The sequence below is a fragment of the Sphingomonas colocasiae genome (assembly GCF_019880585.1).
Taxonomy (GTDB): domain Bacteria; phylum Pseudomonadota; class Alphaproteobacteria; order Sphingomonadales; family Sphingomonadaceae; genus Sphingobium_A; species Sphingobium_A colocasiae.
Genome location: NZ_JAINVV010000009.1, coordinates 145,645 through 168,885, shown reverse-complemented (window position 1 = coordinate 168,885; position 23,241 = coordinate 145,645). Strand labels below are relative to the sequence as shown.

Sequence of the window (23,241 nt, the reverse complement as noted above, 5' to 3'; positions counted from 1 at the left end):
ACGAAAATGTCAGAAAGGGCTGTCGGGATATCGTTCCAGCACCGGTCCGAGCGAATGCTTGAGCGGCGAAAGCCAGGGTTCGAAGCGCCGCCATTGATCGACGCCCTCGCGGTTGATCGGGCGCCGCACCTGTTCGGAACTGGCCGTGCGCACGGCCCGGTCATTCTCCCAGAAGCGCAGGCAGGCCGGATCGAACGCGACGCCGACATGATCGAGCAGCGCGCGGACCTGCGCCTCGGTATCCTCGATCATCGCTTCGTGGAATACCCGGTGGACGCGGCCGGGCAGCACCCCGTCGATATGCGTCATCAGCCGGACATAATCGGCATAATAGCGGCCCAGATCGTCCAGGTCGTAGGTGAAGCCCTGGCCGCGCGCGAAATGCTGCTTGAAGTTGGAGAAGCAGCAGTCGAGCGGATGGCGCCGCGCATCGATGATCCTGGCATTGGGCAGGATCAGGTGGATCAGCCCGCTATGTGCCCAGTTGTTGGGCATCTTGTCGATGAAATAGGGGCGGTCGGTCTTGCGCTGGATTCGCGTACGTTCCAGATATTCCTCGCCCAGCGCGCGCAGCGTCTGCGGATCGAGCGCCGCGATCTCCTGGGGATAGGCGCTGTCGTCGCTCTTGAGCTTGCGGCCGCTAAGCCGTCGCGCCATCTGGCTGATGTCCGGCAGTTCCTGCGTGCCTTCGATCAGCGGATGGCTCGACAGGATCTGCTCGATCAGCGTCGACCCGGCGCGCGGCATGCCCAGGATGAAGATCGGATCGGGGACAGGGCAGCCCTGGCCCGTGCGCGCCTCCAGGAATTCGGGCGTGAACAGCGCGATGCTGCGATCGACCAGACCAGTGATCTCCTGGCGGTCATAATCGATCGACTCACGGCGCAGCCGGTTGCCTTCCTTGTAATGTGCGAAGGCCTGCTCCGTCTGTTCCGCATCCTCCAGCGCCTTGCCGAGCGCGAAATGGAGGTGGAAGCGGTCATCCTCGCCGATGCTCTCGTCCTCCAGCGCGCGGCCCATCGTCGCGACATCGCCATCGTCGAGCTTCACCGTCTTGAGATTGGCCAGGCTCCACCAGACTTCGCCAAGCTGCGGGCGCATCTCGATCGCGCGGCGATAGGCGGCGATGCCGTCGGCCTGGCGGCCCACCGTCTTGAGCACATGGCCGTAGCTCATCCAGATCTTCGGCTGGCGTTCCACGCGCGCCAGTACCGCCTCGTAAAGGCCGATCGCCTCCTCATAGCTGCCGACCCGGCCAAGCGCCGCCGCCTTCAGATTGCTGTGCGCGGGATTTTCGGGGTCGTCGTCCAGCAGCGTGTCGAGTTCCGCGATCGCCTCGCCATGGCGATTCTGGCGGTAGAGCACCGTGGCGAGATTGGAGCGCGCCGCCGCGAACGCCGGCGCGAGCTCAAGCGCGCGACGCAGCAGATTCTCCGCGTCTGCATAGCGTTCCAGCCGCCCGGCAAGTTCGGCCATCATGCGAATCGCCGCGACGTCGAACGGATTCGCTTTCAGCCTGGGGCGTAGAATATGTTCCGCGACCGCCAGCTTGCCGTCGAGCAACGCGGTGGCGGCCTCCACCAGCATCGGATCGCGGGTCGAGGCGGAGATCGCACCCAGTTCGGCGCGGGCGGCCCCCTCCGCGTCGCCGGTCGCGCGCAGCGCGCGACCGAGCAGGCGATGGGCATCGGCATTGAAGCGATCGACCGCCAATATCTCGCGCGCCTGCGCGGCCGCGCGTGCGGGGTCGGTCCTCAACAGGCGGTTGGTCAGGTCCAGCGCTTCCTCGACGGTTCCCGACATGCGCGACGATATCGACATGCGCCGCAGCATCGCGACTGTAACGTGCGGACGCAACCGTCTTGACGATATGCGTCGGGCGTTGCCCAGGGGGGCGGTCATCGAACGTCGCGCCCTATAACCTATAAACGGCGGTGCGTGCCGTTAGCCGGCTCTTAGCTGAGGTAGCGCGTCCTGGTGGCTGTCCATCAGCGGCATCGTTTCCTGAAGTGCCGCGAGCATGGTCTTGGCGTTGGCGGCCAGGCTGATCCGCTTCACACGGCCGTCATGGGGATCGCCTTCAAGCACGATGCTGCCACGACCGGCGAGCCGTCCGGCCACAAGGTAGAAGCCGCGATACGACAGGCCCGAGAACAACATCGCTTCCTTGACGCTCAGACTGCCCTTCGCGCCCAGCACGCAAAACAGCTTGGCATCCGGAGTCAACACTTCAAAGCCGTGTTCGCTTTGGAAATATCGATTGAGATTCAACAGGATATCATACTGTCGGGCATTCGGCGCGGTGTTCGTCCGAGATTCGACCACGCTTCCGTCCTGACTATTGGACGCCATAACACCCCCCACGGGTTATATATATTTAGTAAAAATATCCTCCGGGCGAAGTCTTGGCAAGGCGTGATTTCTCTGGCTGGCGAATGCCCCAAAACGGCTTGGTTCCGGGATCCGAGCGGTTGACCGGGCGGCAACCATACCCGGTCGATCACCCCGGGGCCGCGCCGGGGTGATTCGGAAAAGGCCGGGAATTCAACGTGATTCGGATTGACCGCGCAACGATCGTCGCGCGCAGGAGTGGCGTCAGCCGGCCGCAGGCGGAAGCACGTTGACGCGCAGGGGATAGTCCCCAAAGCTCTGGTCGGCGAGCAGGATCCGCTTCACTCGGCGATCCTTCAGGTCAGCCTCCATCGTGATCCAGCCGCTATTGGCCAGCCGGGCCAGCACGATGTAGAATCCGCGATAGGACAGGCCGGAGAGAATCATCGCTTCCTTGACGCTCAGGCTGCCCTTTGTCTTGAGCGTGAAGAGGATTTTCGCCTCGGGCCTCAACGCCTCGATGCCCACCTGCTCGGAAAATCGGCGGTTGATCTCGAGAATCTTCTCCACCTGGATGTGCATATTGTTCTGCAAAGCCGATCCCCAAAACACTCGCCGGCGGCGTCCCTCGCCCAACCGGCCATCCGTTACATCCCGCCGCTCGACCACCAATACGCGCACTGTCGCAAAGTATCGGCAAGTTGGTCGCCGCGAATTCATATCGTCCATCGATGAATATCAGTCCGGCGCAAACATCCGGTAGCGAAGCGCGCGTATAACGGATCGAGTACCTTCGCCTATATTCCGATTTACTGTGCCGTTTCTTGGTACCTCGTCTCGTTCCGTCGTGCGCAGCCGGGTCGCCGCCCGGCACGCGCCCTGCCGATCATGTCTCGATCTTGCCGATCCCGGCACCTTGGCCCCTATCGCCGAGGCCGGGCAAAAGCCGCCCCAACCCGTGGTTTATCGCATCAATGGGCGGGGGTGAGAACAGTTAACGCATATATGTTCTGCACAGATCGATATATATACAATGGATACCATTAACTGCTTTCTTTGCGTGCGCGGCGCATCTACCAAACGATCACGACTTTGCGCTTATGCGACCTGCGTTTAGCGTGGCGTTGGGCTGTGCGATCCGTGGGGCGGCCGACTTAGGCGACCTGTTGCTATTTAAAGGGGTTCTGTATGACCAAGCTTGCGTCTGAAAATGCTACGAATAAGGCGAATGCCCAGGGTTTCAGTCTCAAGGAAGGTCGTGCAGCGGTTGATGGGCAAGGGGCTGTCGATGCGGCGGCCAAGGCGGCTGTTGCTGCTCCCGTCAAGGCTGCGCTGAACGGCAAGCCTGGTGCTGGCGTCGCTGCGCCTGCGCCGGTGAAGGCCAATGCCCATGTCGACGCCGTCAAGAAAGAAGAGCGCGACGAAGACGGCAAGCTTATTAATAAGGCCTCCGAGGAGGCTGAGGGCAAGGGCGAGCATCTCGCCATGGTCGACGCGTCGGCGAGTGCCGCGGTCGGTGCGCTTTCGCCCGAGGCTGGCCAGGATGCCGGCGGCGCTGCGGCGTCGGATGATTCGGATAGCGATGGTGGTGATTCGACCCCGCTGATCATCGGCGGTGTCGTTCTGCTCGGCGGCGGTGCCGCGCTCGCGGCCGGTGGCGGCGGTGGTGGCAAGAAGAACACCGCGCCGACCGTCAATGCGACCCAGGCGGTCACCACCAACGAAGATACCAAGGCGACGATCACCGTTGCCGGTACCGACGCGGACGGCGACACGCTGACCTACACGGCGAGTGCGCCCACCAAGGGTGCGGTGACGGTGGCCGGCAACGTGCTCACCTACACGCCGAACGCCAATGCCAACGGCACGGACACCTTCACCGTCACGGTTTCGGACGGCAAGGGTGGCACTGCGACGCAGACCGTCACCGTGACGATCACGCCCGTCAATGACGCGCCGGTCGGCGTGGCGGCGACGAACACCGCGACCGAGGATGGTCCGGTCGTGACGGGCAAGCTGGCGGCAACCGATGTTGACGGCGATACGCTCACTTATGCGCTCACGGGCACCGTGCCTGCTGGTCTGACCCTCAATGCCGATGGCAGCTACAGCTTCGATCCGGCCAGCTATGACAGCCTGGCTGCTGGTGTGAAGCAGGATGTCGTTGCGAACTACACGGTCTCGGACGGCAAGGGCGGCACCGCCACGTCGACGCTGACGATCACGGTCACCGGCGTCAATGACGCGCCGGTTGCGACGGCTGCGACGAACACCGCCACCGAGGATGGTGCGGTCGTCACCGGTCAGCTCGTTGCGACGGATGCCGATGCGGGCGCCACGCTCACCTATGCGATCTCGGGTACGGCGCCTGCCGGCCTGACGATCAACTCCAACGGCAGCTACAGCTTCGATCCGGCCAGCTATGACAGCATCGGCGCCGGCGTGACGCAGGATGTCGTTGCGACCTACACCGTCACCGACGACAAGGGTGCGACGCACAATTCGACGCTGACGATCACGGTCACCGGTGTGAACGATGCGCCCGTCGCTGTGGCCGCGACTGCGGCTGCGACCGAAGATGGTGCGGTCGTCACGGGGCAGCTGGCGGCGACGGATGTCGATGCCGGCGATACGCTGACCTACACGCTCAATGCGCCCGTCACCGGGCTGACGCTGAATGCCAATGGCAGCTACAGCTTCGATCCGGCCAGCTATGACAGCCTGGGCGCCGGCGCGACGCAGGCGGTTGTCGCCAACTACACCGTTTCCGACGGCAAGGGCGGCACCTCCACGTCGACGCTGACGATCACGGTCACAGGTGTGAATGATGCGCCGGTTGCCGTCGATGACAGCTTCAGCGTTGACGAAGATGCGGCGCTCAGCGGCAATGTCGCCCTCAACGACACGGATGTCGATGCTGGCGACACGCTGACGTTTGCGCTTGTCGGAAGTGTTGATGGGCTGACGTTCAATCCGAACGGCACGTTCAACTTCAATGCCGATCATCCGTCCTATGACTCGATCGCTGCCGGTTCCACCCGGGTGGTGACGTTCAACTATACGGTGTCGGACGGGCATGGCGGCTCGGATACGGGAACCGCAAGCATCACCGTCAATGGCAAGAACGATGCGCCGGTCCTGACTTCCGCGACGACGGGCAGCTTCAACGAGAATATCGCCGCAGGATCGACGATCTATACGGCAACCGCAACCGACGTGGATCAGGGCAGCGTGCTCAGCTACAGCATCTCCGGTGCCGATGCCGGCCTGCTGGCGATCAATTCGGCGACTGGCGCGGTGACCATCATCGCTTCGCCCAATTACGAAGCCAAGCAGAGCTATGATTTCACGGTCACCGTTTCGGACGGTATCGCGAGTGTCAGCCAGGATGTGGCGCTGAGCGTCAACGATCTGGTCGATCAGCTCTCGATCGATGTCGGTGATGCGCAGAACCCGGTGACGATCGACGCCAGCGGCAACAGCCCGGCCGACGTGCTCGACGTGAACTACCAGTTCAACGAAAGCGGCAATACGGCGAATGAGGTGGTGATCCAGAACTTCGGCACCAACGATTACATTCTCTTCTCGACGCTGCTCGGCAACTACAACTTCACCAACACCAATGGCGATCTGGTCATCACCCAGGCCAATGGCGGCGTGGTGAGCCGGATCGTGATCGACGGCATTTTCGATGTTGTCGATCCCGGCCTGCTGGCGAACAATCCGGACGCTGCCGAGGCGGCGATCAATGCGGCGCTGGGCACCACCGGCGTGGATTATCTGCGCAGCAGCGCGGTCCCGAGCGAAACCCGCTCCGCCGACCTCGACAATGACAATGATCCCAACACGCCGGCATCCTCGACGGGGCCGAATCCGGTTCTCGCGTTCGATGCGCAGGGCGTGGCAGTGACCTACACGGAAAATGCCAATGTCGGGAACGACGTCATCATCGCCAACTTCAGCAGCGACGACAAGATCGTGGTCAGCAATGCCAATCCCGGCGACTATAATTTCACGGTCGCCCAGAATGGTCACGATCTGATCATCAATCTCACGACGGGTGTTGTTAACCGGATCACGCTGGAAGGCTTCTTCGACAGCAATCCGGGTATCTTCGACGTCAAAGAGCAGACAGTGGAGGCTTATGTCGGCTTCGATTTCTTCTCTTACGCCTGACGCTTCACGCGCCTGTTCAACCTATTTCAAAGATTAAAGCGGGGATTACATCATGGCTAACAATCGTCTTGTAGTGCAGTCCGGCGGGACCGCAGGCGCCATTCTTGGCACCGTTGACGTCTTCGGCACCAATCTTGGTGCCGAAACCGTTACGGTCTATGACAACACCATCGCCAATTTTCAGGGCGACTTCGCGCGCGGCGGCGACACGATCCGCCTGACCGACGTCGCTAGCGACTTCACCGTACAGATCAGCGGCTCGAACGCCGTGCTGACCAGCGCTTCGGACGGCATCACCGTGGTGATTCCGATCGGCACCGTCGGCGTGACCATCGTGTTCGAGAATTCGGCCGGCAACCTGGTCGACAGCCGTACGCTCGTCTACAACGGCACCAACGTCGTGCTCGGCTCGCAGGTCGTGACCAACGCGCCCGTCGCGGTCGCGCCGGACGGCAACAACAACAGCCAGAACAACATCGTTCTCACTGCCGGTGTCGATACGACCCCGGGCGGCGTTGCTGACGACACCTATATCGGCTTCAACCGCACGCTCAACGCGGGCGACAAGCTGGATGGCGGCGCCGGCTACAACACGCTCAGCCTGTCGACCGACACCGCGCTGACCGGCTTCCTCGAAGGTCCGTACACCTATGGCGGCTTCACCACCGTCAATGTCCAGCGCATCGAAGTCACCAACGACGACGATCAGGCGATCCTCATCGATCTCTCGGGCACCAAGGGCGTCGAAACGCTGGTTTCGCTGAACAGCTCGGACGATATCACCTTCCTGCAGGCGACCTCGCTCAATGCGAACGGCGCCGATATCGAACTGAACAACGTCACCAACGGCGCTCCCGGCAACACCGCGCCTGACGTCAACGTTCAGTATCAGGACAGCGTCGTCGCCGGCGACACGGTCGTCGACGTCGTCATCAAGACGAGCTTCGCCGACAATCTGAAGATCGGCAGCGTTTCGAACGGCAATAGCGGTATCGAAACCGTCAATATCTCGAACGAACTGGGCGCTTCGGAGCTCGATACGCTCGACACCAACCTGACGACGCTGAACATCAAGGCGACGCAGAATCTGAAGATCGACGACGCGCTGAACACCACGGTGCGCACCATCGATGCCTCGGCGTCGACGGCGACGGTCGATATCGACTTCTCGGACAATGACGGCGCCAACCAGGACGTCACCTATATCGGCAGCTCGGGCATCGACATCGTCGAAGCGGGCAATGCCGACGATTCGATCAGCACCGGCACCGGTGACGATACGGTCAATGCCGCGAACGGCGACAATTTCGTCGATGCGGGCGAGGGCGCGAACTCGGTCACCTCGGGCAACGGTGCGGATACGATCCGCGCGGGCGCCGGCAACGACACGATCAGCTCGGGCGCTGGCAATGACGACATCAACGCCGGCGACGGCGACAACAGCGTGGCCGCAGGTAGCGGCAACGACGTTGTCGTGACCGGCGCGGGTGCGGACACGATCAATGCCGGCAGCGGCGACGATCTGGTCGACTCGGGTGCGGGTAACGACTCGATCTTCACCGGCTCGGGCTTCGACACGGTGATCGCCGGCGAAGGTGACGATACTGTCACTGTCGCCGCCGGTGAATTCAACGCGAATGGCGAAGACTTCGTCCGCGACAACTTCTCCTTCGGTGACGGTACGGACGAACTTCGTATCGACCAGGATGTCGCCAGCGCTGAACATTTCACCCACGTCTCCAGCCTTGAAGTGCTGACCCAGACGGGCGCGGGCCATAACCTGAACCTCAATGACGGCGGCGATGCCGATACCGTCAACGAGGCGCAGGAAGCCGGCATCCAGATCATCAACACCGACTGGAACTATGTCGGCAACGACACTGTCAATGCCGCGGGCTTCACCTCCAACCTGACCGTCAATATCGGCGGCTATACCGGCGACACCAATGGTGTCGGCGGCGGCACCGACAGCATCGTCACTGGTTCGGGCGACGACACGATCAAGGCGCCCGGCGACAACAATGTCGCCAACGACGACACCATCATCGGTGGCGACGGTTCGGACACGCTGGTGCTCGACGGCGATACCTACCTCGACACGAACAGCAATTTCTCGGAGATCGAGAAGATCGTGCTGCTCGAAGAGGAGCTGGATCCGCTGAACGCGAATACCTACGACATCACGCTCCACAACGGTAACGCCCCGACGGCGAACGGCACGCTGACCATCGACGGCAACGTGCTGCTCGGCGACGAAGGCGTGTACATCAGCAGCGCTCCGGTCACCGATTTCGCGATGAGCGTCATCGGCGGCGCCGGCAACGATGCGGTGATCTCGGGCGTGGTCGGTGACACGATCTCGACTGGCGCCGGCAATGACTATGTCAATATCGGTCTGGGCGGTGACGACAGCGTCGATACGGGTACTGGTGACGACTATATCGAAGTCGACAGCGAACTGACCAGCGGCGACAGCATCTCCGGCGGCGCCGGCAACGACACGATCGATGCCTCGGATTCGACGCGTGACATCGTCGATGCGGACTTCACCAATGTGAACAGCATCGAGGAATTCTACGTCGCCGAAGGCCACACCAGCACCCTGGCGGCGGAAGCGCAGGAAGCCGGCATCCGCACGATCCGTTCGGTCGACAGCACCAGCGGCACCGTGATCGATGCTTCGGCCTTCACGGTCGGCGTGACGGTCTATGTCGAAGGCGTTGGCGCCGGAAACAACGACGTCGTGAAGACGGGTAGCGGCAACGACACCATCTATGGTGGCGAGGGCATCCAGAGCTACATCACCGGTGACGGCGACGATCAGGTGATCGTCACGGGCAGCGAGCTGACCAATTTCGACTCCTATGCCGGCGGCGCCGGTACGGACTCGGTCATTCTCGACAACACCAACGGTGCGGTGACGGCGAAGGTCAATCTGACCAACTTCAGCGATGTCGAGCAGTTCACGATCCTCGCCAACGGTGACGTCGGTAATGACGGTTTGGCTGATTTCGACGACAACTCGCTGACCTTCACGGGCGGCAATGTCGGCACGCTGACGCAGATCAAGGTCGATGCCTCGGCGCTGACCGATCAGAATGACAGCTTCACCATGACGCTGGCCGCCGGCCAGACCGACGCGGACTTCCAGTTCAACGTCTATGGTTCGTCGACCGAAACCAATGTCGTGAAGCGCAATGTCGGCACCAACAACAACATCAACTTCCATGGCGGCACCGGCGTCGACTCGCTGTTCATCGACGGTTCGGATCTCGGTTCGACGGTCACCATGGACGGCGGTGCCGGCCTCGATCGCATCGTCCAGACCCAGGGCTTCTTCAAGACCGCGCTGACCGACGATGCGTTCGTCAACATCTCGAATGTCGAGATCCTGACGGGTGAGGATGCGGGTGATCTGAACGCCACGCTCGGCTTCGAAGCCGATCAGGCGGGCATCGTCCGCATCGACGACACGGCCGGCAACGACAAGGTGACCTTCGACGCGGCGTTCAACAACGCGACGACGGTCAACCTGACGGGTGGCAACGACACGATCAACGCCCTGGCTTCGGCCGCGGTGCTGACGATCAACGCGCTCGACTCGGATCTGACCGCGGGTGACCAGATCACGGGCGGCACGACGGTCAACGACGTGCTCAACGTCAGCGCCGGCAACGGCACTGCCGATCTGACCAACGTCACCAAGGTCGAGACCATCAAGGTGATCGATACCGGCCTGGCCAGCACCACGCTGATCATCGATACCAAGGCTTCGGATCTCAGCCCCGGTGCGACCAGCCAGACCATCGATGCCAGCGACCTCGACGCTCCGGCCGAATCGCTGATCCTTCAGGGGGCTTCCGCAGAGGCGAACCTGAACGTCATCGGCGGCGGCGGTCCTGACCAGATCACCACGGGCAGCGGCAACGACACCGTCAACGCGGGTGAAGGCAACAACACCATCGTCACCGGCTTGGGTAACGACAGCGTCACGGCCGGTTCGGGCGACGACTCGATCGTGACCGGTTCGGGCAACGACGTCGTCAATGCCGGCAACGGCAACAACACCGTCTTCGCCGGCACCGGCAACGACAATGTCACGACCGGTTCGGGCAATGACATCGTCGATGGCGGCGACGGCACTGACACGATCTCGACGGGCGCGGGCAACGATCAGATCTATGGCGGCCTCGGCGCCGACGTGATCGATACGGGCGCGGGCAACGACCAGATCCTGTACCGGGCGCGCATGGAGAGCTCGACCTCGACCGCGCGTGACACCGTCACCGGCTTCACCTCCGGCTCGGATGTCATCGACATCCGCTATGTGACGGAAGCGATCGCCAAGTACGGTGAAGGCGCCGAGATCCGCTTCGTCGGCAATCTCGCCACCTTCGGCCAGGCGCAGGGCGCGATCACGGCCGGCGACGGCAAGCTCGACATCGTCTATCAGCAGGACGAGAATGCCCTCTGGGTCGATCTGAACGATGACGGCGTGCTCAACGGCAACGACATCCAGATCGTGATGCAGGGCGTCTCGACGCTGCAGGCGAAGGATGTGCTCGACACGGCGGCCACCGGTGCGGTGGTCGGCGCGACCCTGGTTCCCTCGGGCACCTCGGTCACCGGCACTTTCCTCGACGATCGCTTCCTGCTGCTGGGTGTCGGTCCGTGGACCGTCGATGGCGGCCTGGGCAACGACACCGTCGTGATCAAGAACCAGGACATCTCGGGCTCGAGCATCAGCAATGTCGAAGTCGCGGAGATCGATGGCTCGGCCACGATGACCTATCTGCAGCACAACACCTTCCTGAACCTGACGGACGGTGCAACCAATCCGCAGACGATCACGCTGGTCGGCACCATCTATGCCATCCAGGGCGATGCCTCGATCGAGAACTACATCCTGACCGGCACGAAGAACGCCGCGAACGTCGTTTCGGGTGACGATTTCACCCTCGGCGCCAGCGGCCAGAACGTGCAGACCGGCGTCAATGACGACATCATCCGCACGGGTGCGGTCGATATCGTCACCGGCAAGCTCGATGGCGGCGCGGGTTACGACCAGCTCGTCCTCGACCATGACGACGATATCTCGGGTGCGAACCTGTGGGATATCGAAGAGACGCTGATCACCGAATCCTCGGTCAAGATGAATGCGGCGCAGCACGGTACGGACGGTACGAACGGCAATGCCGGCAATATCGTCGATCGTGGTGACGCGTTCCCGGACTCGACCGACACGATCACGATCACGACCAGCACGACGGCAAGCGTCGCTGCGAGCGCGACCAACCAGAAGGCGTTCAACGGCATCAACGGCATCACCGGCCTGGCGGATATCGAGAACTATGTGCTCTCGGATCTGGACGACAAGTTCACGCTCGGCATCGGTTCGCAGAACGTCAACACTGGTCTCGGCAACAACGAGATCCTGACGGGTGCGATCAGCAACGTCTCCGGCACGCTCGGCGGCGCCGGCAACGATACGCTGACGGTTGATGCCGGCGACAATCTTGGCGGCATCAACGACGGTTTCGCCATCTATGGTGACGGCAATGGTGACTTCATCACCGGCGCCGCGAACACCTCGGCGGTCGAAACGCTGAAGCTGACCGGCGGTGTGGTTTCGATGACGGTTGGCCAGCATGAAGGCTTCGCCAGCATCATCGATACCGGTCTTACGACCGACGTGATCAGCCTCAGCTCGGGCGGCACAGTGAACGCTGAAGTCGTGGTCGATGGCTACATCGCCAACGGCAACGCCAACACGAAGTTCATCGTGAACTCGGGCAACGGTTCGGTCGATCTCACCGCGAATGACGTTAGCGGCGTGTACGAGGACGAAGTGGTCGTGAACGGCTTCGCCGTGGACGGCGACTGGAGCTTCGGCGGCGGCAACGATACCCTGACGGCCACGGGCACGACGGATATCAGCGGCGTCAACGGCGGTGCGGCCACCACCCTGGCCACGCTGAACCTCACCGGTGACATCACCGCGACCGAGGCGCAGCATGACGACTTCGCCGCTATCAACGGCAACCTCGTCAACACCTTCACGCTGACCGATGCCGGCGCCAATGGTGCGGACAGTGCCGTCTTGGGCAACGCCTCGATCGAAACCTATGTGCTGAACGATGCCTTTACCTTCACGCTCGGCGCCGCGGCGCAGAACGTGACCGGTGACGCCGACAACGCGCAGACGGTTATCGTGAACGGCTTGGCTGTCACGGGCACGCTCAACGGCGGCACCGGTGCAGGCGATCCGGACACGCTGATCCTCAACACCGGCACGGACATCACCAACGCCACGTCGATCACGAACTTCGAAAACGTGACAGTCAACGGCTCGGTGACGATGAAGTACGGCCAGTATAACGCGCTGCAGCCCACGGGCGGCGCCGGCACCGACACGATCAACTTCGTTGGTCCGGTCGTCGCGGTTACCGCACGCAACGCGATCGAGAACTACGTCCTGGCGAACATCGCCGGCAACGACTTCTCCTTCGCAAATCTCGCCGACCAGACGGTCAGCGTGACCACCTCGGGCAGCAACAATGATGTTGTCCGGACGGGCGATCGGGTCGACTTCACCGGCGTCACGCTGGACCTGGCGGGCAACACCGGCTTTGTCGGTGACAAGCTGGTCGTCACCACCGACAACACCGATCTTTCGGGCATCAACGGCGGTAACGAAACCACTGCCGAGACGCTCGAACTCGGCGCCGGCTTCACCGTCTCCATGACCGTTGACCAGCACGAAGGCTTCACCGCTCCATTCATCGCGACGGGCAATGAGACGGTCGTGATCACCGACGCTGGCCTGATCAATGCAGAGGAATCGATCGAGAACTACGATCTCTCCGCTGCGGCGAACACGATCGTCGTGAACGAGCTCAACGGTGCGGTGAACATCAAGGACACCAGCGGCACCGGTGACAATGATCGCGTCGTCATCAACACCAATGTGGTGGCGACGGGCACCTGGGATCTTCAGAACCTCAATGACGTTCTCGAAGTGAACGGTACCTCGACCAAGATCTCGGGCGTCAACGGCGGTCTCGCGACCACCGCGGAAGAGCTGGAGCTGACCGGTGCGATCAACAACCTCACGCTCACCCAGGTGCAGCATGAGGCGTTCGCCACCACCACGGCGACTGCCGGTGTGGATACGCTGATCATCATCAATGCAGGCACGGTCACGGCATTCGCGGATGTCGAGAATTACAACCTCTCGAACGCCTCGAACACGCTGATCGTGAATGCGGCGACGCCGGATGTGAACGTCCTCGCGATCGGTGGCTCGTCCGACACGATCAACGTCGGCGGCAACAAGGTTGGCGGCAACTGGAACCTCGGAGCGATTGCGGACACCGTCGTCGCGGCAAATGGCGCTGACATCAGCGGCGTGAACGGTGGCGCGGCTACGACGGCCGAGTTCATCCAGATCGCCAACAATGCCAGCGTCACGATGTCCGTGGCTCAGCATGAGGCCTTCGCTAGCGACACGCTGGTTGGCTTCCAGGCGACGGGAACGAACACGATCACGCTGTCGAACGACGGGACGATCAATGGTCGTAATCAGGTTGAAGCCTATGTCCTGAACGGAGACGGCGTTGGCGGAAGCACCGTCAACATCAACAACTTCCTGGTTTTCACGGACAGCAACTTCAACGTCTCGGTTACGGGTGCTGGCGGCGCTGACAAGATCGCCATCAACAATTCCGCTTTTGGCATGAATGTTGGCGGCACTTGGGCGCTCGATGGTCTTGATGATACGCTGTACATCGACGGCAACGGCGGTACTGGCGATGTCGACATCACCGGTGTGAATGGTGGTGACGTGACCACGGCGGAAACCCTGACGCTTGCGGACAATGGTGACGACGTCATCATGACCTCCAAGCAGCACAACGGGTTCACCACCGTGAATTCGCCCGCGACCGGCGCCAACAATGATGGGGGCCGGAACACCTTCACGGTGGTCAACACCGAGGTTGGCGCCAACACCGTTGTTGGTTTCGCTGGAATTGACGCTTACGTGCTGAACCGCACGTCGACCGGAAGCTTCGACTTCGCGATCGGCGAGAACGGCCAGGACGTCACCGGTACCGCCGGAGACGACACCATCCGCAGCACCGCTTCCGCTGACAATCTGAATGGCAGCGTCATCGACGGCGGCCTCGGCAACGATACGCTGGTGCTTGACGATGGCGACACCACCGTGGGTGCGACGCTGACGAGCCTGGAACTGCTCTCGGTGAGCGGCTCGGTCACCATGACCGGCGCTCAGTATGACAGCTTCCTGGTCGGCAACGTGAAGGGAATGGGAACCACCGATGAGGTGACCCTGACCACCAATGGTAACTTCGAGGCGACCACTCAGGCGGTTGTGGCCGATAATATCGAGCACTACATCCTGAACGGCGCGACCGCGAGCACCATCACCTTCGCGGGTTCGGATGCAACGCGGGCGGTCCAGTCGGTCGATCTGGCGGTCGCCAATGGCAACACCATCATCATCAACGACACCAATGGTGCCAATGGTGGTGTGGATGCTTCGGTTGGGATCGAGACGTTCTGGTCCACCGCCGGTACGCCGGATGTGCTGAACATCACCGTTGGCGCCACCCACTTCACGGGTGCGAACTATACGGAGATCGCTTCGGGCACGGATACGGCATTCGCCGGAGCCGCGGGTGCGGTCATCACGATCACCGGCCTTGCCGATGTGGATCTTTCGGATCTCTCGGCGAATGGTGAAGTGGAAACCGCGATCGGCAACGCCATCGGCGCGATCACCAATGCCGGTACCTACCTGTTCGTTCTCGAGAACGTGGACGGATCGGGCCAGTCGGGCATCTACGCGGTGCAGGTCGGCGCTGGCGCGCTCGCCAATCTCGACTCGACGAACTTCGACGTTCAGTCGATCGCGATTGTCGATCACTTCGGCACGGCGACCTGGTCTTCGGCCAACTTCGTCTGATCTTCCAGGGCCGCTTGCTTCGGCGGGCGGCCGCGGAAATCTGCAAAAAATTCGGCCTCCGCGACTTTCGCGGAGGCCTTTTTTTTGGTTATGTGCGGATGAGGGCCGGGGACGGCTTCGGGGGTAAACGGGAGTAAATCAGCATGGCGAACAATCGTCTTATCGTGCAATCGGGCCTGACGGCCGGCGCGATCGGTGGCACCTATGATATCTTCGGCAAGAATGCCGGCGCGGAAACCGTGCTCGTCTTCGATCAGACGATCGCCTATTTTCAGGGGGACTTCGCGCGCGGCGGAGATACGATCAAGCTCAGCGACGTCGCGACCGATTTCACCATCCGTATCGCCGGCTCCAACGCGGAACTGACCAGCGCTTCGGACAGCATCGTGGCGGTCATTCCCATCGGCGTCGTGGGCGCCACGATTCAGTTCGAAACCGCGCCCGGCGTATATGGCGACAGCCGCACCCTGGTCTTCGACGGCACCAATGTCGTATTGGGTACGCAGGTGATCACCGGAACCGCGGCTGCGGTCGCACCTGCGGCGCCGCCGGCGCCTGCGGCCTTTGCCGCCGGCCCCGCGATCGAATCCGCGGCATCGGACGAGCAGGCGGCGGCGAAGGCCGCGCTTGCCGCACTCGATGTGCCCGCCGCGCCCGCTATCCCGAGCGCCGACGATGCGCATGCCGCTGCCGCTGCCGCCAGCGCGCAGATCGATGCAAGCTTCTTCGCGCACAGCGCGGCGGGCGGCGGCTTGGCGAACTTCATCGTCAATTTCGCCTGATCGTCTCACGGCCGGGGGCGGTGTCCCCGGCCGTCCGCTCTCCGCCGCCATGTCGGGTCCGGCGGGAGGATGCCATCGGCGTTTCCCTGCCGGAGCGACTTTGCGGCGGGGGATGGATTCAAGCTTGGCATATGGCGGCGGAACCGCTTAAGCATTTGGGCTTACACAGGATTAATGGGGGAGCGGCGCGATGAACGACTGGTCGCACGGCTATAATGTATCGCTGGGCTATACGTATGGCTTCTATCGTGAGCTCGCACCCGACTGGCTCGATCTCTGCGCGCGGATCTCGGGCTTCGTTCCGCCCACGCGGGGCGCCAATGGCAGCTTCCGCTATCTGGAGCTTGGAAGCGGGCAGGGCGTGGGCCTGTGCCTGCTGGCTGCCGCCAATCCGTCCGCGGAGTTTGTCGGCATCGATTTCAATCCCGAACATATCGCCCATTCGAAGGGGTTGGCGGCGGCGGCGGGGCTGAGCAACATCCGCTTCATCGAAGGCGATTTCGCGGCGCTGGGGGCAAGCTGGCCCGCCGATCTCGGCCAGTTCGACTATGTGGTGATGCACGGAATCTACAGCTGGATTCCGCCTGAGGTGCGCCGCGCGCTCGTCCGTTGCCTCGATCACGCGGTGCCGCCCGGTGGGCTTGTCTACAACAGCTATAATACGAAGCCCGGCTGGGTCAGCACCATGCCGTTCCAGCATATGGCGCGTCGCATGCAGATGGTCACCGCCAAGCCGGGGCCCGCGGTGATCGACGACACCGTCAAGCTGTTCGAAAGCCTGGGCGAAAGCAACTCGGCGATCTTCCGCGTCCTGCCGACGCTGAAGGCGCGGATCGACTCGGTCAAGACGCAGAACCGTGCTTATCTGGTGCAGGAATATCTCCACGAGAACTGGCACCCATTGTGGTTCTCCGAAGCCGCTGCGGAGTTCGGTGCGGCGAAACTCAACTTCGTCGGCGCCGCCACCATCGCGGAACTGATGCTGCCCGGCCTGTTGCCGCCGGCCACCCGCGACATCATCAACGCCCAGACCGATTCCGTCCTGCGCCAGGAAGTGCAGGATTGCGCGATCAACCAGAGCTTCCGCCGCGACATATTCTGCCGCGGTGCGCGCCGCACGTTCAATCGCGGCATCGATACCGCGTTCGATAGTGAACTCTATCTTGTCAATGCGCCGAAGGACGACGGCGAGCCGCTGAAGATCGGCACGGCGTTCGGCGAACTTTCGCTCAAGCACGACTCCTTCGCCGAGGCGATCGCCGCGCTCGAGACCGGGCCGAAGACCATCGGGGAACTCGTTGCGCTGCCCAACTTCAGGAAGCAGGGGATGAGCAGCGCGATCCAGACGCTGCTGCTGCTGATCCATATGGGCGGTATCGGTGTGGGTGCGGCCAAGCGCGGAGACGCCAAGCCCGCGCAGCGCCTGAATTCGGTGATCGCGCGAACCGTATGCGAAGGCGCGCCCTATACGCATTTCGCGGTACCCGCGCTGGGATCCGCGCTTTCCGTCAGCGACATCGATTGCATGTTGTTCGATACATGGGCCGGGGCGCCCAAGGCCGATGCGGCGAAGCTCGGCAAGGGGCTGGCCGAACGGCTCGCCAAGGTCGGCCGCAAGCTGCAGCAGAACGGCCAGCCGATCGACGGCGCCGCCGCGCAGGAGCGGATCGACGCGATGTCCGCTACCTTCCTGGAACAGAGTTTGCCGCGCTGGCGCAAACTGGGCGCGGTCGCGTGAAGGCGGCAGTCCAGGCATGAACGTCCTTTTTGTGCATCAGAATTTTCCGGGGCAGTTCCGGAGCCTGGCACCCGCGCTTGCCGCACGCGGCGACACGGTCGTCGCCATGGGCATGAACGATTTTGCCGGGTTTCCGAACATCCGTTACGTGCGCAGCAAGGCGACGCACAACACGGCCACCAACGGCCATCCCTGGACGCGCGATTTCGACAGCAAGGTGATCCGGGCCGATGCCAGCTTCCGCTCGGCGATGAAGCTGCGGGAGGAAGGCTTCATGCCCGATGTGATCATCGCGCATCCCGGCTGGGGGGAAAGCCTGTTCCTCAAGACGGTATGGCCCGATGCGAAACTGGGCATCTATTGCGAGTTCTTCTATTCGGCCGATGGTGCCGACATGAATTTCGATGCGGAGTTCCCGAGCGGAGATCGCGACGAGAGCGCATGCCGCATGTTGATCAAGAATGTCGGCAATTTCCTTCATTTCGATCAGGCGGCCGCCGGCATCGCGCCCACGCACTGGCAGGCCTCGAGCTTTCCCGAACCGTTCAGAAGCCGCATTCGCATCGTTCATGACGGCATCGATACCGATCGGGTGAAGAGCATTCCCGGCGTGAAGCTGAAGCTCAACGACCAGATCGAGGTTGGTCGGGAGGACGAGGTGATCACCTTCGTCAATCGCAATCTCGAGCCCTATCGCGGCTATCATGTCTTTATGCGCGCCTTGCCGGAATTGCTGCGGCGGCGGCCCAATGCCCGCGTCATCATCGTCGGTGGTGATGAAGTCAGCTATGGCGCACCGCCCCCCAAGGGAAAGAGCTGGCGCAACATCTTCCTTCAGGAGGTGAGCGACCAGATCGACATGTCGCGTGTGAATTTCGTCGGCAAGATCCCTTATCAGCAGTTTCTGGGCCTGCTCGCCGTATCGACGGTTCACGTCTATCTCACCTATCCGTTCGTCCTGTCGTGGAGCCTGATCGAGGCGATGGCGATGGAGTGCGCGATCGTCGCAAGCGATACGCCACCCGTTCTCGAAGCGATCGATGACGGCGAACATGGCGTTCTCGTGCCGTTTTTCGATCGGGACGCGCTGATCGAATCGGTCATTTCGCTGCTCGACGATCCTGCGCGGCGCGCGCAGTTGGGGGCCAATGCCCGCAAGCGTGCGGTTGCTGAATATGATCTCCGTTCGGTGTGCCTGCCGCGCCAGATCGAATGGGTCGATGGGCTGGCGGCGGGGGGAGGATGATCGGCGTCCGCAAAGCGCGAAAAATGGCCGATACGCTTCTATTTTCCTGACAGGTTAACAGTTTGCATAAGCTCTGTTCCGCTATTATATGCGTTAAGTAGGTGGATTTTCGGGGGGAGTCGTCGCGTTTGCGTGGCGCGCCTTGCCGCGCCTGCCTGCATCTCGATTGAAGGATAGGATTTCATGTACGTAGAAGGTTTGGGGAGCGCCTCCGTGGCGAACGGGGTTCTGCGGATCGAGACGTTCCACCGCAATTCAAAGGGTGAGGACGTCAGTGGCCAGGACATCATCATTCCGGCGAACCGGGTGATCCCGGTTGCCGAAGCGCTGCAGGCGCTGATCGAGAAGATCCGCGAGCAGGATGCTGCCGCGCAGGCTACGGCGGAATAAGCCGATTTTTCGCATGGCGCCCTTGGAAATCTCCGGGGCGCCATGTCTCCATTCAGCCCAGCAGTCGATAGAGCTCGACGCCGCGGTCCGGTATCGCCGGACTGGTGGCGGGGTTCGCGCCCGTGATCATGGATAGAGCATGACGAAGTCGATTTGCCTGCCGGCCCTTCTCTGCGCGTCGCTTTGCCTGACAGGGGCAACCGCGCTTTCAGCGCAGCAGACGCCAACGTACGGACCGCCCGCCGATCCGGGAAGTGAAGCGGTCGCGCTTGCGGCGCCACCGGGCGTGCCGAACGCGCTGCTCAATGCCGCCGAGATCGCGACCGAGAATTATCCCAGCATCCGCACGGCCGAGGCGGAGTTGCGCGCATCGCGCGCCGATCTGCGCGGCGCCCGCTGGCTGCGTTATCCCAGCCTGACGGTCGAAGCATTGGCGATCACGCGTGGATCGCAAACCGCGTCGCAGAACGGCGTCGCCGCCAACGCCGTGGTCGAACAGCCGATCCTGACCTTCGGCAAGATCGGCGGAACGATCGATCGGGCGGAGGCGATCTGGCTGGTGCGCCGCGCGGCGGTCGACGAAACCGCGCGCGAAGTTGCGCTGCGCGTCATCGACGCTTTCTACAATGTCGCGGCGGCGGCACGCCGCCAGGCGGTGCTGGAGGGCGGGCTGGCTCAGCACAAGACCCTGCTCGCGACCATCACCAATCGCGTGCAACAGGAAATCAGCCCGCAATCGGATCTCGATCTGGCGACGTCGCGCACCGCGCAGATGGAGCAGGAGCTTGCGCTGGCGCGCGCGCAGCGCACTGCGAGCTATAGTCAGCTTGTCGAACTTGTCGGCACCACGTCGATCAATCTCGGCAATGTACCCGATTACGATCCGACGATTTCGCACCCCTCCGATGCGGGCGCGATCGACCGTGCGCTTTCCTGCGATCCCAAGCTCCAGCGATTGCGTGCGGAGGTTCTTGCCGCCCGTGCCGAGACCAAGGTGGCGAAAGCCGGTTTGTTCCCGCAATTGCTCGGTCAGCTCTCGCATAACGAGATCACGGGCACTCGCGCCGGCGTGGCTTTGCGCGCGCAGACCGGGGCCGGACTTTCGCAAGTCGCGGCGGTTGGCGCCGCGCGCGCGCGCGTGCAGGGCAGCGAATTCAACATCTCGACCGCCGAACGCGAACTGCGTGAAGCGCTGCGGCTCGATTTCGTGACCAATCGCGCGTCGCGCGACCGCGTCGCGGCGGGCACGCGTGCATCAAGCTCGGCGGAAATGGTCACCGAATCCTACAAGCGTCAGTTCATCGCGGGGCGCCGTACCTGGCTCGATGTGATGAACGCGGTACGCGAGGCGACCAATTCCGAATTGTCGGTGGCCGATGCGGAAGTCGGCGCGATGTCTTCGAACGCGCGCATATGGTTGCGCACATGCGGCTGGCAGCCCCGGCCGATCGGCGGCGAACAGGTGGATTCAGGCAAATGACGACAGATACCAGCATCCGCGGCGCCGTGGAGCATTTCGCCCAGGTCAAGGGCATGTCGCTCGCGCCCAAATGGGACGAGGAACTCGGCGGGATCGAACTCGATCTGGGCGGCACCGATGTCTCGCAACTCTGCGCACAGCTGGGCTGGCCGGCGCCGGTGCCCTTCCACGCGCGTCCGCGCGCCGACCAGTTTCCACTGCTCGTCTATCAGCCGGAAATCGGCTGGGCCGTCGCCGAGCAATGGGAGAATGAAGGGATGATCAGGCTTTCGGGCCTGCATCTGCCGTTGCTCGAATATCATGGCGACCTGGTCTTCTATGACATCGCCTTTCCCGACCCCTTGCAGAGCGGGCAGGTGCCGAGCGCGATCTCGGTCTTCTGGCGGGCGATCATGCGGCGCAAGAACGTGCTGGTGATGGCGACGCTGGCGACGGTCTTCGCCAATATCGTCACGCTCGCGACCTCGCTTTACTCGATGCAGATCTTCGATCGCGTGATTCCGCTGGGCAGCTATTCCACGCTGTGGGTGCTCACCATCGGCGTGACGATCGCATTGATCATCGATTTCACGCTGCGATCGGTGCGTGCGCTGATGATCGAGCGGGAGGCGGCCGAGATCGACGCGGAGGTCTCGGAATATTTCTTCGCGCGCGCGCAGGCGGTGCGGCTCGATGCGCGTCCGCCGGGCATCGGCACCATGGCCGCGCAGTTACGCGGGCTCGAACAGGTCCGCAGCGTGATGTCGTCGGGCTCGTTGTTCATGCTGGCGGACCTTCCCTTCGCGCTGTTCTTCATCGTCGTGATCGGGATGCTCGGCGGCGTCGTCGCGATCGTGCCGATCATCAGCCTGCCGATCGCGCTGCTGATGGCGTTCGGCCTGGCCAAGATGATCCGCAACGGCACGGATCGCGCGCAGGTGAGCGGCAACCGCAAGAACGGCATGCTCGTCGAGTCGCTCGATGCGGCGGAATCGATCAAGGCGGGCCGTGGCGGCTGGTTCATGCTCGGCCGCTGGAACCGCCTGATCCGCGAAGTCCATCATTTCGAGGACCCGGTGAAGCGCAGTTCGGCCATGGCCGGCTCGGTCTTCTCGACGCTCCAGCAGATCGCCTATGTGGCGATCATGGCGGTCGGCGCCTATGAAGTCGGCCAGGGCAATATGACGTCGGGCGGCCTGCTCGCCTGTTCGATCATCGCCGGGCGGATCAACGGCCCGCTGATCGCGATGCTGCCCAACCTGATCGTCCAATGGGGTTATGCGCGCTCGTCGCTCAAGGCGCTGGACAGCATCCTGAAGCTGCCGCTCGATCGCACGTCGAGCGAATCCTCGCTGCGCCCCGGCAGCCTCGACGGGCCGATCCAGATCGACAATATCAAGTTCGCCTATCCCGGCGCACGCGAGGGACTCGATGTTCCCAAGCTGGAGTTCCGTCCGGGCGAACGTGTCGCCATCATCGGCGGCGTCGGATCGGGCAAGACGACGCTGCTGCGCGTCCTGGCGGGAATCTTCCATGCCCAGGCGGGTACGGCGAAGATCGGCGGGCTCGATCTGACGCAGATCGCCGACGACGTGTTGCGCCAGCATATCGGCTATCTGCCGCAGGATTTCCGCCTGGTGAACGGATCGCTGCGCGAAAACCTGACGATGGGCATGGGCAATGTCGGCGACGACGCGGTGATGGAAGCCGCGAAGAAGACCGGCCTTGTCCACATGATCTCGGCCCATCCGCTGGGCCTGGATCTCGCGATCCAGGAGGGCGGTCGCGGCTTGTCCGGCGGCCAGCGCAGCCTGGTCGGCCTGACGCGGATGCTGCTCGCCAACCCCACCGTCTGGCTGCTCGACGAGCCGACCGCCAATCTCGACCAGAATACCGAGGTCGCGGTGCTGGCGGCGCTTGAAAAGGCGCTCGGCCCGCAACAGACCATGCTGATCGTCACACACCGTCTGCAACTGCTCGCGCGCGTCCAGCGCGTGATCGTGATGGGCAATGGCCGCATCCTGCTCGACGGCCCGACCGCGGAAGTCATCCAGCGTTTGCAGCCCAAGCCGCCCGCGCAGCAGCAGCCGTCCAAGACGGTTTCCCCGATCACCGCCACGGCGGGTCGTTGAT

General features: G+C 62.7%; 12 protein-coding genes. 8 read left to right on the top strand and 4 right to left on the bottom strand.

The window, feature by feature from the left end:
* Window positions 1–9 precede the first annotated feature (9 nt).
* The 4 genes from K7G82_RS19500 to K7G82_RS19485 all read right to left on the bottom strand — a co-directional run bounded on the left by K7G82_RS19500 (window position 10) and on the right by K7G82_RS19485 (window position 3,810).
* Complete coding sequence (locus K7G82_RS19500; RefSeq protein ID WP_246623706.1) at window positions 10–1,821, bottom strand: tetratricopeptide repeat-containing sulfotransferase family protein; 1,812 nt, start codon at window positions 1,819–1,821, stop codon at window positions 10–12.
* A 123-nt stretch (window positions 1,822–1,944) separates the two neighbouring features.
* The gene (locus K7G82_RS19495; protein ID WP_222991606.1) at window positions 1,945–2,352 is read right to left on the bottom strand and encodes a hypothetical protein; all 408 of its coding nucleotides are present in this window, start codon (window positions 2,350–2,352) and stop codon (window positions 1,945–1,947) included.
* A gap of 243 nt (window positions 2,353–2,595) precedes the next feature.
* Window positions 2,596–3,060: a helix-turn-helix domain-containing protein gene (locus K7G82_RS19490; RefSeq protein ID WP_222991605.1), complete on the bottom strand. Its 465-nt coding sequence runs from the start codon at window positions 3,058–3,060 to the stop codon at window positions 2,596–2,598.
* Window positions 3,061–3,504: 444 nt separating this feature from the next.
* On the bottom strand, window positions 3,505–3,810 hold the full coding sequence (locus tag K7G82_RS19485; protein ID WP_222991604.1) for a hypothetical protein: 306 nt from the start codon (window positions 3,808–3,810) through the stop codon (window positions 3,505–3,507).
* A gap of 6 nt (window positions 3,811–3,816) precedes the next feature.
* On the opposite strand from K7G82_RS19485, the gene K7G82_RS19480 reads away from it, so the two are divergent.
* From K7G82_RS19480 to K7G82_RS19445, 8 genes are all read left to right on the top strand, one after another.
* Window positions 3,817–6,507: an Ig-like domain-containing protein gene (locus tag K7G82_RS19480; RefSeq protein ID WP_222991603.1), complete on the top strand. Its 2,691-nt coding sequence runs from the start codon at window positions 3,817–3,819 to the stop codon at window positions 6,505–6,507.
* A 52-nt stretch (window positions 6,508–6,559) separates the two neighbouring features.
* Window positions 6,560–15,493: a beta strand repeat-containing protein gene (locus tag K7G82_RS19475; protein ID WP_222991602.1), complete on the top strand. Its 8,934-nt coding sequence runs from the start codon at window positions 6,560–6,562 to the stop codon at window positions 15,491–15,493.
* 143 nt (window positions 15,494–15,636) lie between these two features.
* The gene (locus tag K7G82_RS19470; RefSeq protein WP_222991601.1) at window positions 15,637–16,275 is read left to right on the top strand and encodes a hypothetical protein; all 639 of its coding nucleotides are present in this window, start codon (window positions 15,637–15,639) and stop codon (window positions 16,273–16,275) included.
* Between the two features lie 190 nt (window positions 16,276–16,465).
* Window positions 16,466–18,013, top strand: a complete 1,548-nt coding sequence (locus K7G82_RS19465) for a class I SAM-dependent methyltransferase (RefSeq protein WP_222991600.1) — start codon at window positions 16,466–16,468, stop codon at window positions 18,011–18,013.
* 16 nt (window positions 18,014–18,029) lie between these two features.
* On the top strand, window positions 18,030–19,259 hold the full coding sequence (locus K7G82_RS19460) for a glycosyltransferase family 4 protein (RefSeq protein WP_222991599.1): 1,230 nt from the start codon (window positions 18,030–18,032) through the stop codon (window positions 19,257–19,259).
* A 213-nt stretch (window positions 19,260–19,472) separates the two neighbouring features.
* Window positions 19,473–19,649 carry a hypothetical protein gene (locus tag K7G82_RS19455; protein ID WP_222991598.1) on the top strand — a complete coding sequence of 59 codons (177 nt, stop codon included), beginning with the start codon at window positions 19,473–19,475 and terminating at the stop codon, window positions 19,647–19,649.
* A gap of 139 nt (window positions 19,650–19,788) precedes the next feature.
* Complete coding sequence (locus K7G82_RS19450; protein ID WP_222991597.1) at window positions 19,789–21,129, top strand: TolC family protein; 1,341 nt, start codon at window positions 19,789–19,791, stop codon at window positions 21,127–21,129.
* Window positions 21,126–23,240 carry an ATP-binding cassette domain-containing protein gene (locus K7G82_RS19445; protein WP_222991596.1) on the top strand — a complete coding sequence of 705 codons (2,115 nt, stop codon included), beginning with the start codon at window positions 21,126–21,128 and terminating at the stop codon, window positions 23,238–23,240. The genes K7G82_RS19450 and K7G82_RS19445 overlap by 4 nt, the downstream gene beginning before the upstream one ends.
* The last annotated feature ends 1 nt before the right edge of the window (window position 23,241 follow it).

What these genes read in the sequence shown, in the direction of transcription:
- K7G82_RS19500 (WP_246623706.1), bottom strand. Translation starts at nt 1,821, where the DNA reads ATGTCGATATCGTCGCGCATGTCGGGAACCGTCGAGGAAGCGCTGGAC.
- K7G82_RS19495 (WP_222991606.1), bottom strand. Translation starts at nt 2,352, where the DNA reads ATGGCGTCCAATAGTCAGGACGGAAGCGTGGTCGAATCTCGGACGAAC.
- K7G82_RS19490 (WP_222991605.1), bottom strand. Translation starts at nt 3,060, where the DNA reads ATGGACGATATGAATTCGCGGCGACCAACTTGCCGATACTTTGCGACA.
- K7G82_RS19485 (WP_222991604.1), bottom strand. Translation starts at nt 3,810, where the DNA reads ATGCTCGCCCTTGCCCTCAGCCTCCTCGGAGGCCTTATTAATAAGCTT.
- K7G82_RS19480 (WP_222991603.1), top strand. Translation starts at nt 3,817, where the DNA reads ATGGTCGACGCGTCGGCGAGTGCCGCGGTCGGTGCGCTTTCGCCCGAG.
- K7G82_RS19475 (WP_222991602.1), top strand. Translation starts at nt 6,560, where the DNA reads ATGGCTAACAATCGTCTTGTAGTGCAGTCCGGCGGGACCGCAGGCGCC.
- K7G82_RS19470 (WP_222991601.1), top strand. Translation starts at nt 15,637, where the DNA reads ATGGCGAACAATCGTCTTATCGTGCAATCGGGCCTGACGGCCGGCGCG.
- K7G82_RS19465 (WP_222991600.1), top strand. Translation starts at nt 16,466, where the DNA reads ATGAACGACTGGTCGCACGGCTATAATGTATCGCTGGGCTATACGTAT.
- K7G82_RS19460 (WP_222991599.1), top strand. Translation starts at nt 18,030, where the DNA reads ATGAACGTCCTTTTTGTGCATCAGAATTTTCCGGGGCAGTTCCGGAGC.
- K7G82_RS19450 (WP_222991597.1), top strand. Translation starts at nt 19,789, where the DNA reads ATGACGAAGTCGATTTGCCTGCCGGCCCTTCTCTGCGCGTCGCTTTGC.
- K7G82_RS19445 (WP_222991596.1), top strand. Translation starts at nt 21,126, where the DNA reads ATGACGACAGATACCAGCATCCGCGGCGCCGTGGAGCATTTCGCCCAG.